Source organism: Pseudomonas sp. D(2018), assembly GCF_005502555.1.
GTDB lineage: Bacteria > Pseudomonadota > Gammaproteobacteria > Pseudomonadales > Pseudomonadaceae > Metapseudomonas > Metapseudomonas resinovorans.
Window position 1 is genome coordinate 23689 of the sequence record NZ_SCOK01000020.1, and the last position, 11376, is coordinate 35064.

The window sequence follows — 11376 nt, forward strand, 5'->3', positions numbered from 1 at the left end:
GCTTCACCGATCCACCATCGGAGCATGGGCGGGCATCGGACGGTGGAAATGAAAAGCGATTTCCACCCTGCGGGACTACGTCACTCCGGACCAATCCTTCCGCAATTTTGTCCAAGAAGCGCACGGCGCCACGGAGTAAAGTGGCGCCCATGGACCAGACCAACCACATCCCCAGCTGCCTGCCGGGCGTCCGCCTGATCGACGCCCAGTACCAGCACTTCGCCTTTCCCCGGCACTTCCATCTGGAGTACCACCTGGGGTTGGTGGTGCGCGGCCGGCAACGCTACCTGCACCAGGGTGAAAGCCATCAGGCCGACACCGGGGACGTGCTGTTGATGGCGCCGGAGCAGATCCACGATGGTGCCGGAGTCGATGGCCAGAGCTATCAGATCCGCGTGCTGGCTTTCGACCCGCAATGGCTGGACGACGCCAGCCGCAGCTTGAGTGATGAGCGCCAGGGCGCGCCGCGCCTGACCACCAGTATTCTTCGCGACGCCACACTGCGTGGACAGCTGCAAACGTTGCACGGCGCGCTAGCCCAAGGCTCGCGGCTGGAGCAGGAAAGCCAGCTCTGGCCGACCCTGGCCAACCTGCTGGGGCAGGGTTCCACGCTACGCGTCCGTGAGCCGGAACATGGCTTCGATGCCCGCACCTGGGCGCGCTTGCGGGAGTGGCTGGAGTCGCGTCTCTATGCACCGCCCTCGCTGGAGGAGCTGGCCGCGTTCTGCGGCCTCAGCCCCTGGCAGGCGTTGCGCCGCTTCAACCGTCAATGCGGACTGCCGCCTCACCAGTGGCTGACGCAGTTGCGTCTGGAACGTGCCCTGCCAAGGGTGCTGCGCGGCGAGGTTCTGAGCGAAGTGGCGCTGGACCTGGGTTTCTACGACCAGGCGCACTTCTCGCGGCTGTTCCGCCGCACCTATGGCGTGCCGCCGGCCAAGCTGCGCAACCGCTGACCCGCCATCACCGCTGAATCCTCACGATCCTGGAGAACATCCATGCAGGAGACTTCCGTCTTGCTGTCGCTGGCGGCCGTGTTCGCCGTCGCCCTGGTCAGCCCCGGCCCCGATGTCGCGCTAGTCGTTCGCACCGCCGTGCATCAAGGGCGTCGGGCGGGGTTGCTCAGCGCACTGGGCCTGGCCTGCGGCATCCTCGTTCACGGCACCCTGGTGCTGACCGGCGTGGCGCTGTTGCTCAGTCGCTCGCCGCTCCTGTTCGATCTGCTGCAACTGCTCGGCGCCAGCTACCTCGGCTGGCTCGGCGTCGGTGCCGTGCGCAGCTGGTTCCAGCGCGGGGAGGGCGCCAATGGACGGCTGGCCAGCGCGCTGCCGCCCTCAGCCCTGGGGCCCTGGCTGCGAGGGCTGGCCACCAACCTGTTCAATCCGAAAGCGCTGGTGTTCTTCCTCGCGCTGCTATCGGGGCTGATTCCGGCGGATATGTCCGTTGCCGGCAAGCTCGGTGCCGCCGGCATCCTTTTCGGCATGGGGCTGGCCTGGTTCAGCGTGCTGGGCCTGGCGTTGACCCGTGGCAGCGCCCAGCAGCGCCTGCTGCGCGTCGCGCCGGTCATCGATCTGGCCTGCGGGCTGGTGTTCCTCCTGGTGGCGTTGGCCATAGTCGGGCGGCTGTTGGCACCGGGGGTTTGGCAGTAGCGCCATCATCACTGGCGGTTACAGTCATTGCCGCGTGAACGAGGCTGCCGGAGAATCCCCAGCATCCCCCGACGAGCTGGACGCCATGTCGCACACCATCTTCTTCGCCCACGCCAACGGCTTTCCTTCGGCCACCTACGGCAAGCTCTTCGCCGCCCTGGCCCCGGACTTCCGCGTCGAACACCTGGAACAGCACGGGCACGACCCGCGCTTCCCGGTGAACGACAACTGGGAGAATCTGGTGGACGAATTGATCCACCACCTGGAAGGGCAAGGCGATCCGGTCTGGGGCCTGGGTCATTCGCTCGGCGGCGTGCTGCACTACCATGCCGCGCTCCTTCGCCCCGACCTCTATCGTGGCGTGGGGATGCTGGACTCCCCGGTATTGACCCTGGCCGACCGCATCGTCATCCGTGCGGCCAAGCGCTTTGGCTTCATCGACCGCATCACCCCGGCCGGCCGCACCCTGGGTCGTCGCGAGGAGTTCGGTGACTTCAACGAGGCCCGTGGTTACTTCGCCGGCAAGGCCCTGTTCCGCCGTTTCGACCCCGAGTGCCTGGACGCCTATGTCCAGCATGGCCTGGCACGCCAGGGCGAAAGCCTGCGGCTGAAGTTCGACGCCGCCACCGAAATCAGCATCTACCGCAGCGTGCCGCACCGCACGCCGGGCCGTCCGCAGCAGCTCAAGGTGCCTTTGGCGCTGGTGCGCGGACGCCACAGCAAGGTGGTGTTGCCGCACCATGCGCGGTTGCTGAAGCGGGTACCACACGGGGAATACCTGTCGCTGCCCGGTGGGCATATGTTCCCCCTCGAACGCCCGCAGGAAACCGCCGAGCTGCTCAAGTCCGTATTCGGCCGCTGGGACGGCCGCCGTCAGGAGGCCAGCGCATGACTGCCCAGGTCGAAGAAATCCGCCTCAACCTGCCGCACATCGAACTGGCAGCGCACCTCTACGGGCCCGAAGACGGCCAGCCGGTGATAGCCCTGCACGGCTGGCTGGACAACGCCAACAGCTTCGCCCGCCTGGCGCCGCGCCTGCCGGGGCTGCGCATCGTCGCCCTCGACTTCGCCGGCCACGGGCTGTCCGCCCACCGTGCACCGGGGGCCAGCTACCTGCTGTGGGACTATGCCGCTGATGTGCTGCTGGTGGCCGAACAACTGGGCTGGGAGCGTTTTTCCCTGCTTGGCCACTCCATGGGCGCCATCGTCTCGGTGATGCTGGCCGGTGCCATGCCCGACAGGGTCGAGCGCCTGGCCCTGATCGATGGCCTGATGCCCTACACCGGCGAGGCCGAGCAGGCGCCGACCAAGCTGGGTGAGGCGCTGCGCGCGCAACTGGCGCTGACGGGCAAGCGCAAGCCGGTCTACGCCGCTATCGACCGCGCCGTCGAGGCACGCATGCGTGGCACTGGTGGGGTCAGCCGCGAGGCCGCTGAACTGCTCGCCGAGCGCGGCCTGATGCCGGTGCCTGGTGGCTACACCTGGCGCACCGACAGCCGACTTACCCTGCCGTCGCCGCTGCGCCTGACCCGCGCCCATGCGCTGGCCTTTGCCCATGCGGTGAAGTGCCCGTCCATGCTGGTGCTGGCGGAGGAGGGGCTGCTGCATGTGGAACCCAAGTTCGCCGGCCTGCTGGAAGGGTTGTCATTCGACGTGCATCGCTTGCCTGGCAAGCATCACCTGCACCTGGATGACGAGGCCGGTGCCCAGGCGGTAGCAGACTGTTTCAATCCCTTCTTCGCGATTCCTTGACTTGAACCCGCCAACCGGGAAGGCTGGCGGCTTTTGGTCAGGGAACAGCGGGATGGTCGAAACCGTTGTGCGGCGCGGCTCGATCCGTGGCAAGCGGCAGGAAAAGGCCCGAAAGCTGGTCCAGACTGCTCACTCCAGGACCTATCGATAAGGATGCGCATGCGCCTCACCCTTCTTGCCGGCTTGCTGCTGGCAACATCCGCCCAGGCTGCCGACCCGCCTGGCAGCCACGACCTGGCAGCGCTGCCGCGCTTTCCCCACGCCGAAATCACCGAGTTCCAAGAGAGCCCGGACCAGGAACGGGTCTTCCCGCAAAGCTCCATCCGCCGTATCAGCAATAAGTTGCGCATGGAGCGCAAGGTCGAAGTCGAAGGGCGACAGACCTCGGTGACGTATCGCCTGCCCGCCGGCCACAGCTCGGCCGACGCCTTCGACCGCGCCCGAAAGGACCTGCTGGCCAATGGGGCCGAGCTGCTCTACTGGTGCCAGGGCCGCGACTGCGGCTCCAGCAGCCTCTGGGCCAATTCAATCTTTGGAAACGCCAAACTGTATGGCTCTGATGAGCAACAGGCTTACCTGCTACTGCGTCTGGCCGAACCGCACCAGGACAGCCTGCTGGCCCTCTACAGCATTACCCGGGGCAACCGCCGGGCCTACCTGTATGCCGAGCAACTGGATGCCAGCGCGCCCCTGGGTGAACTGCTGCCCACACCCGATACCCTGATGCGTGAACTCAAAAGCAGCGGCGAGCTGCACCTGGCCCGTCTACCGAACGAGCCGTCGGACGCCTGGGCCACGCTGCTGGGGCGTTGCCTCAACCTCGACAGCACCTTGCGCGTCAGCCTGGCCGGCGCAGGTGCCGAAGCCTGGCGCGAAGCGCTGGTGGGGCAGGGCGTGCGTGCTGCTCGACTGGAACTGGGCGAAGGCAAGGCCCCTGGCCTGCACCTGAACCTTCTGCGCTGAGAAACGGTCAGGATCAGTCTCTATGCTTGTGCTTGCCGGTCACGCAATGCGTTCTGGCAGGCACGGCCTTTCTTATCTGCTCGCCGGAGTGATTCAGGGATGTTGAACAACGATCGCCTATTGGTGCAGATACTCTTGCTGACCTTGCTCGGCGCATGCCTCTGGGTGCTGGCGCCCTTTGTCTCGGCGCTGTTCTGGGCTGCCGTGCTGGCCTTTGCCAGCTGGCCGCTGATGCGCCTGCTGTGCAACCTGCTGAAGGGCCGCGAAACCGCCGCCGCCGGTGTGCTCACGGCAGGCTGGGTGGTGCTCGTGGCGTTGCCCCTGGCCTGGCTGCTGGGCAACCTGGCCGAGCATGTGCGCGACGCCACCGAACTGGTGAAGAACGTGCAAGTGGAAGGGTTGCCGCCGCCGCCGGCATGGCTGCCGGAGATTCCCCTGGTGGGTGAGCGCCTGGTGCGCGTCTGGCATTCCATCGATGCCCAGGGCTCGGCCATCTTCGCCAGCCTCAAGCCTTATATGGGGCAGGCCGGCAACTGGGTGCTGGCGCGCAGCGCGCAGATCGGCGGCGGCATCGTCGAGCTGGTGCTTAGCCTGGTGCTGGTGTTCTTCTTCTATCGCGATGGCCCGCGCATGGCCTTGTTCGTCGAACGTGGCCTGGAGCGGTTGATTGGCGAGCGCGCCGAGCATTACCTGGCGCTGGTGGCCGGCACCGTGCAGCGGGTGGTCAACGGCGTGATCGGTACTGCCGCTGCCCAGGCCGTGCTGGCGCTGATCGGCTTCTGGATTGTCGGCGTTCCCGGTGCCCTGGTGCTGGGTATCGCCACCTTTGCCCTCAGCCTCATCCCCATGGGGCCACCGCTGGTGTGGGGGCCGGTCACCGCCTGGCTGGCCTGGCATGGTGATTATGGTTACGCCATATTCCTCGGTATCTGGGGCATGTTCGTCATCAGCGGCGTGGACAACGTGCTGAAGCCCTACCTCATCAGCCGGGGCGGCAATCTCCCGCTGGTGGTGGTATTGCTCGGGGTATTCGGCGGCATTCTTGCTTTCGGCTTCATGGGGCTGTTCCTCGGCCCCACCCTGCTGGCGGTGGCCTACAGCCTGATCTCGGACTGGATCGGCGATACGCAGCCGCAGGTGGTGGTTCCGCCGGAGACCAAGGTGCAGGAGCATCCGCCATCCTGAGGGGGCCGTGGTCATGAGTCATCGGCTCTGCCTGTGACGATCGAGCATCCCTGATGTACAGGATGAAGCCGGATTGCCTGTAGGAGCGAGCTTGCTCGCGAACAGCCCGAGCACGATCTTTCGCGAGCAAGCTCGCTCCTACACGTCAGTAGCCCGGATGAAATCCGGGGAAAGTCCAATTGTAGATGTCCTGGAACAACTGGTGATGAATACGCTTTAGGGATACCAAGTCGTATGGCGGGGGGATGAATTCGATTTCGCTGGCAGCGATTGCGGAGAGTGTGCGCTCTGCTTCGTTGAGCGCTTCGTCAGAGGTTAGGCCCAAGCGGTTTCTAAGCACCGAAGTGCCGGGGTAGCAGTAGGGGTCTTGGCCGACGCCGTATTTGTCGACCATCAGCCTTGCTTGTTGCGGTAAGCGTCCAGGGCAGCTTCGCGAGTAGGCAGCTTGCGGTCCGCATCGGCCGGCGTCACGTCAAAGCCTTCCAGACGGAGACTGGCGGCATAGTTGGACTGGCGCACCTTGGCGAAGTAGGCCTTTTTGGCCTGTAGGGACAGAGCTGGCATTGGGTCGCGTCTCTCGCTGATTACTGCGCGATTATAGCGGATACCCCGGTTGCGTAGTGGGCAACAGCGGCTGCCGAAAGTGGTGACTACATTAGGCGTTTTTTCTGGAAAGCTTTGGTTTGGCGAGGTTGGCGGGTGCCTGGACAGCCCGTTTTATGGGCCTTTGGGGTACAGCAGGTTGCCGCTCGGGTGATTGATCAGGCGCGGCGAGCGCGGGTCGTCGCCGAGCTTCTGCCGCAGGCGCGAGACCAGCAGGTCGATGCTGCGGTCGAAGGCCTCGATCGAACGACCCCGCGCAGCGTCCAGCAACTGCTCGCGGCTGAGCACCCGGCGCGGGCGTTCGAGGAAAACCCAGAGCAGGCGGAACTCAGCGTTGGAAAGCGGCACCACCAGCCCTTCGGGCGACTGCAACTGGCGCAGCACGCCGTCCAGACGCCAGGCGTCGAAGCGGATGCTGCTGCGGCTGTCGGTGCGAGGCGTGTCGTGGTCGTCACGCACCCGACGCAGGATGGTCTGGATGCGTGCCACCAGTTCGCGTGGCTCGAAGGGTTTGGCCATGTAGTCATCGGCACCCAGCTCCAGGCCGATGATGCGGTCCGCCGGCTCACAGCGGGCGGTGAGCATCAGGATCGGGATACCCGACTCCGCACGCAGCCAGCGGCACAGGGACAGGCCATCCTCGCCGGGCAGCATCAGGTCCAGCACCACCACGTCGAAGCGTTCTTCGGCCAGGGCCAGGCGCATGGCCTGGCCATCGTCCACGCCCACCGTCTCGATATTGAAGCGCGCCAGATAGCCGCAGAGCAGCTCACGGATGGGCGCGTCATCGTCCACGATCAGGGCGCGGACGCTCCAGCGGTTCCGGGGAAAGGGCGTGTCCGAAGCGGAAGTCGATTGCATGGTGAAGCTCGTGCCGAGGGGGAGGGCGGGCGTTTGCCGGCCCAGGAACTACAAGGAGGGATGCTACCGCGCGCGAGGCGTTGCGGCCATTGGCGGGCAAGGCTGGGGCAGGCGGGTATCGGGGACATGTCGGGTTTGTATCGGGGAGGATACAAAGCGGCCGAACGCGTGCGTGCTTCGGGTGGATGCGCTCATTGGCGACGGACGTCGCGTGGCGCGGTGGATTCCCTCACGTCCAGCCCTTACCCATTCGGAGAGGGCTGGGAGTGGGGGATGCCTCAGCCTGCCCGAGCGAGAATGGCGCGCGCCACCCTCGACCCGTTCTCCTTGCCCAGCACCGCGCAGATGCGTTGCCCGGCTTCCACCAGCTTGTTCATGTCGATACCGGTCTCGATGCCCATGCCGTTGAGCAGGTAGAGCACGTCTTCGGTGGCGACGTTGCCGGTGGCGCCCTTGGCGTAGGGGCAGCCGCCGAGGCCGGCGACCGAGCTGTCGAACACGGTGATGCCTTCCAGCAGGCTGGCATGGATGTTCGCCACGGCCTGGCCGTAGGTGTCGTGGAAGTGACCGGCGAGGCGGTCACGCGGCACACGGGTGCCCACCACGTTGAACAGGTGGCGGGTGGCGCCGGCCGTGCCGGTACCGATGGTGTCGCCCAGGGACACTTCATAGCAGCCCATGGCGTAAAGCTCGGCGGCAACGCTAGCCACTTGCTCGGCGGGCACCTCGCCTTCGTAGGGGCAGCCCAGCACGCAGGACACATAGCCACGCACGCTGATGCCGTGGGCCTTGGCCGCGTCCATCACAGGCACGAAGCGCGCCAGGCTCTCGGCGATGGAGCAGTTGATGTTCTTCTGCGAAAAGGACTCGGACGCGGCCGCGAACACCGCCACCTCCTTCACCCCGGCTTCCACGGCGGCTTCGAAGCCCTTGAGGTTCGGCGCCAGGGCGGCGTAGGTCACGCCGGCCTTGCGCTGGATCTGCGCGAAGACTTCGGCGGAGCCGGCCATCTGCGGCACCCACTTGGGCGAAACGAAACTGCCCACTTCCACATAGCCGAGGCCGGCGGCGGTGAGATCGTCCACCAGGCGCACCTTGTCGGCGACGCTGATGGGTTGCTTCTCGTTCTGCAGGCCATCGCGCGGGCCGACTTCGACCAGGCGGACCTTGCTGGGAATAGTCATTGCGTCATCTCTCTTTCGGTGCGAAACCCATCAACCCCGCGATGGGTTTCGCGGGCTCTACCCATCCTACGGTCATACCGGGTCAGGCTTCTTCCAGCTTGTAGGATGGGTAGAGCGAAGCGATACCCATCAACTCCGCGATGGGTTTCGCGGGCTCTACCCATCCTACGGTCATACCGGGTCAGGCTTCTTCCAGCTTGTAGGATGGGTAGAGCGGAGCGATACCCATCAACTCCGCGATGGGTTTCGCGGGCTCTACCCATCCTACGGTCGTACCGGGCCAGGCTTCTTCCAGCTCGTAGGATGGGTAGAGCGAAGCGAAACCCATCAACTCCGCGATGGGTTTCGCGGGCTTAACCCATCCTACGGTCATGCCGGGTCAGGCTTCTTCCAGCTCGACGAGGGCGGTGCCTTCGTTGACCAGCTCGCCTTCGCTGCAATACAGCGCCTTGACCACGCCATTGTGGGGCGCGCGGATGCTGTGTTCCATCTTCATGGCTTCGAGCACCACCAGGGCGGTGCCGGCTTCTACTGTCTGCCCGGCTTCCACCAGGACGCGCACGATACTGCCGTTCATGGGCGCCGTCAGCCCGCCGTGGTGGGCGTGGCTGGCTTCGACTTCCTCGATCGGGTCGACCCGGCCGACGCTGCGCAGCTCGCCATCCCACTCCAGGTAGAGGGTTTCGCTCCGGCGGATCGCCAGATGCTGGCGGCGCAGGCCGTCCTGCTCCAGGGTGACGTATTCGCCCTTGAGCTGGATCGGGCTGGCGGCGGTGCCACGCAGGCGTATGACCTGGCGCTCGTCGCCGCAGGTCAGGTGCAGGTCGGTCGCGCTCGGCAGGCCGGCACGCCAGCCGCTGTTGCGGCTCCAGGGCGAGTGCGGGTCGTCGCCGCGCACGCGCTCGGCCTCGCTCTGGCGGAAGGTTTCGCCAGCCACCTGCCAGAAGACCGGGGGCAGGGCGGCCGGGGCGGGCAGCAACTGCTCCTGATGACGGGCAATGAAACCGGTGTCCAGCTCGGCAGCGGCGAAGGCCGGGTGGGCCAGCACGCGGCGCAGGAAGGCCAGGTTGGTCTTGAAGCCGCCCACGGCGGTTTCGTCGAGCATGGCCAGCAGGCGTTGGCGGGCTTCTTCGCGGTTCTCGCCCCAGGCGATCAGCTTGGCCAGCATGGGGTCATAGAAGGGCGATACTTCGTCACCTTCGGCCACCCCGCTGTCCACGCGGCGGCCGGGGCCGGCGTTGGCTTCGCGGTAGAGGGCCAGGCGGCCGCTGGCGGGCAGGAAGTCCTGGTCCGGGTCTTCGGCGTAGAGGCGCACTTCGATGGCGTGGCCGATCAGCGGCACCTGCTCCTGGGTAATGGGCAGGGCTTCGCCACGGGCAACGCGAATCTGCCAGGCCACCAGGTCCAGGCCGGTGATGGCTTCGGTCACCGGGTGCTCCACCTGCAGGCGGGTGTTCATCTCCATGAAGAAGAAGTCGCCGCGTTCATCCAGCAGGAATTCCACGGTGCCCGCGCCCACGTAGCCGATGGCCTGGGCAGCACGCACGGCGGACTCCCCCATGGCCTTGCGGATTTCCGGCGAGAGGCCGGGGGCGGGTGCTTCTTCCACCACCTTCTGGTGGCGGCGCTGGATGGAGCAGTCGCGCTCGTTCAGGTACAGGCAGTTGCCATGGCTGTCGGCGAATACCTGGATTTCCACGTGGCGCGGCTTGAGGACGTACTTCTCCACCAGCATGCGCGAGTCGCCGAAGGCAGACTGCGCTTCACGCTGGGCGGAGGCCAGGGCCTCGGCCAGCTCGCTTTCACGCTCCACGACCTTCATGCCCTTGCCACCGCCACCGGCGGCGGCTTTCAGCAGCACTGGGTAGCCAATGCGCTCAGCGGCGGTGCGGAAGGTGTCCAGGTCCTGGGCTTCGCCGTGATAGCCGGGCACCAGCGGCACGCCGGCAGCTTCCATCAGCGCCTTGGCGGCGGACTTGCTGCCCATGGCGTCGATGGCGGTGGCCGGTGGGCCGAGGAAGATCAGCCCGGCATCGGCGATGGCGCGGGCGAAACCGGCGTTCTCGGAGAGGAAGCCGTAGCCGGGGTGGATGGCCTGGGCGCCGCTGGCCTTGGCGGCGGCGATGAGCTTGTCCACCAGCAGGTAGCTTTCCGCCGGCTTGGCGCCGCCCAGGTCCACGGCCACATCGGCCTCGCGCACGTGGCGGGCGTTGCGGTCGATGGCGCTGTGCACGGCCACGGTACGGATACCCAGCGCCTTGGCAGTGCGCATGACGCGGCAGGCGATTTCACCGCGGTTGGCGATCAGCAGGGTGGTGATCATTGTTATTGCTCCTGCCAGGACGGTTTGCGTTTCTCCAGGAAGGCGCGCAGGCCCTCCTGGCCTTCGGGGCTCACACGGATGCGGGCGATGGCGCTTTCGGTGTAGCGGCGCAGATTGGGGCTGAGGGCACCGCTGCCGACTTCGCGCAGCAGGTCCTTGGTGGCGCTCATGCCCTGCGGGCTGTTCTGCAGCAGGTTGGCCGTCCAGGCTTCCACGGCCTGGTCCAGCTCCTCGGCTGGATAGCACTCGGCGAGCAGGCCCAGTTCACGGGCGCGTTCACCGCTGAAGCGTTCGGCGGTCAGGGCGTAGCGGCGCGCGGCGCGCTCACCGATGGCCTGGACGACGAAGGGGCTGATCACCGCCGGGGCCAGACCAATGCGCACTTCCGACAGGCAGAACTGCGCGTCCACGGCGCCGATGGCCATGTCGCAGCAACTGATCAGGCCCAGCGCGCCACCGAAGGCCGCGCCCTGCACCACTGCGAGGGTTGGTACCTTGAGGTGGTAGAGGTTGTACATCAGCTCGGCCAGTTCGCGGGCATCGTCGAGGTTGGCGGCGTAGTCGAGCTGGGCGGATTCCTGCATCCAGGCCAGATCCGCGCCAGCGGAGAAGTGCCGGCCACGGCCGCGCAGGACCAGGAAGCGCACCTTGCCATGCGCCTTGACGGCATCCAGGGCGAGGATCAGCTCTCGGATCATCCCGGCGTTGAAGGCGTTGTTCTTGTCCGGACGGTTCAGCCAGAGGGTGGCGACGCCGTTGTCGGCGATGTCCAGTTGCAGCGTGTTGAAGTCGGTCATCCTGCTCTCCTGTAGGAGCGAGCTTGCTCGCGATCAGCGGTGGTACCCGGGTTCGCCAGCAA

12 protein-coding genes and 1 pseudogene are annotated in these 11376 nt (G+C 66.3%); 6 read left to right on the forward strand and 7 right to left on the reverse strand.

The genetic code is table 11. The features are described 5' to 3' along the window. The first annotated feature begins 149 nt into the window (after nucleotides 1-149). From FFS60_RS14665 to FFS60_RS14690, 6 genes are all read left to right on the forward strand, one after another. Nucleotides 150-953 carry an AraC family transcriptional regulator gene (locus tag FFS60_RS14665; protein WP_137822362.1) on the forward strand — a complete coding sequence of 268 codons (804 nt, stop codon included), beginning with the start codon at nucleotides 150-152 and terminating at the stop codon, nucleotides 951-953. 42 nt (nucleotides 954-995) lie between these two features. After that, on the forward strand, nucleotides 996-1646 hold the full coding sequence (locus tag FFS60_RS14670) for a LysE family translocator (protein WP_028629401.1): 651 nt from the start codon (nucleotides 996-998) through the stop codon (nucleotides 1644-1646). 85 nt (nucleotides 1647-1731) lie between these two features. Further along, nucleotides 1732-2538, forward strand: a complete 807-nt coding sequence (locus FFS60_RS14675) for an alpha/beta fold hydrolase (RefSeq protein ID WP_137822363.1) — start codon at nucleotides 1732-1734, stop codon at nucleotides 2536-2538. Beyond that, the gene (locus FFS60_RS14680; RefSeq protein ID WP_028629399.1) at nucleotides 2535-3398 is read left to right on the forward strand and encodes an alpha/beta fold hydrolase; all 864 of its coding nucleotides are present in this window, start codon (nucleotides 2535-2537) and stop codon (nucleotides 3396-3398) included. The genes FFS60_RS14675 and FFS60_RS14680 overlap by 4 nt, the downstream gene beginning before the upstream one ends. A gap of 159 nt (nucleotides 3399-3557) precedes the next feature. Continuing rightward, nucleotides 3558-4361 (forward strand): DUF4892 domain-containing protein, encoded by an 804-nt coding sequence (locus tag FFS60_RS14685; RefSeq protein ID WP_137822364.1) that lies wholly within the window; start codon nucleotides 3558-3560, stop codon nucleotides 4359-4361. Between the two features lie 99 nt (nucleotides 4362-4460). Continuing rightward, nucleotides 4461-5546 carry an AI-2E family transporter gene (locus FFS60_RS14690; protein ID WP_256658088.1) on the forward strand — a complete coding sequence of 362 codons (1086 nt, stop codon included), beginning with the start codon at nucleotides 4461-4463 and terminating at the stop codon, nucleotides 5544-5546. Nucleotides 5547-5721: 175 nt separating this feature from the next. Here FFS60_RS14690 and FFS60_RS14695 read toward each other — a convergent pair. From FFS60_RS14695 to FFS60_RS14720, 7 genes and pseudogenes are all read right to left on the reverse strand, one after another. After that, nucleotides 5722-5940 (reverse strand): annotated as a pseudogene (locus FFS60_RS14695) (cell filamentation protein Fic); the annotation flags it as partial. Then, nucleotides 5940-6110, reverse strand: coding sequence for a YhfG family protein (locus tag FFS60_RS14700; RefSeq protein ID WP_137822365.1), 171 nt, complete (start codon nucleotides 6108-6110; stop codon nucleotides 5940-5942). The gene FFS60_RS14700 and the pseudogene FFS60_RS14695, both read right to left, overlap by 1 nt. 153 nt (nucleotides 6111-6263) lie before the next feature. Beyond that, the gene (locus FFS60_RS14705; protein ID WP_137822366.1) at nucleotides 6264-7010 is read right to left on the reverse strand and encodes a response regulator; all 747 of its coding nucleotides are present in this window, start codon (nucleotides 7008-7010) and stop codon (nucleotides 6264-6266) included. Between the two features lie 278 nt (nucleotides 7011-7288). Further along, the gene (locus tag FFS60_RS14710; protein ID WP_028630058.1) at nucleotides 7289-8194 is read right to left on the reverse strand and encodes a hydroxymethylglutaryl-CoA lyase; all 906 of its coding nucleotides are present in this window, start codon (nucleotides 8192-8194) and stop codon (nucleotides 7289-7291) included. A 181-nt stretch (nucleotides 8195-8375) separates the two neighbouring features. Further along, nucleotides 8376-8567 carry a hypothetical protein gene (locus FFS60_RS28690; protein WP_218570597.1) on the reverse strand — a complete coding sequence of 64 codons (192 nt, stop codon included), beginning with the start codon at nucleotides 8565-8567 and terminating at the stop codon, nucleotides 8376-8378. A 6-nt stretch (nucleotides 8568-8573) separates the two neighbouring features. Continuing rightward, nucleotides 8574-10517, reverse strand: coding sequence for an acetyl/propionyl/methylcrotonyl-CoA carboxylase subunit alpha (locus tag FFS60_RS14715; RefSeq protein WP_137822367.1), 1944 nt, complete (start codon nucleotides 10515-10517; stop codon nucleotides 8574-8576). Nucleotides 10518-10519: 2 nt separating this feature from the next. Beyond that, a complete protein-coding gene (locus FFS60_RS14720; protein ID WP_137822368.1) occupies nucleotides 10520-11314 on the reverse strand; it encodes a gamma-carboxygeranoyl-CoA hydratase in 795 nt (264 codons plus the stop codon). Nucleotides 11315-11376: the final 62 nt, after the last annotated feature.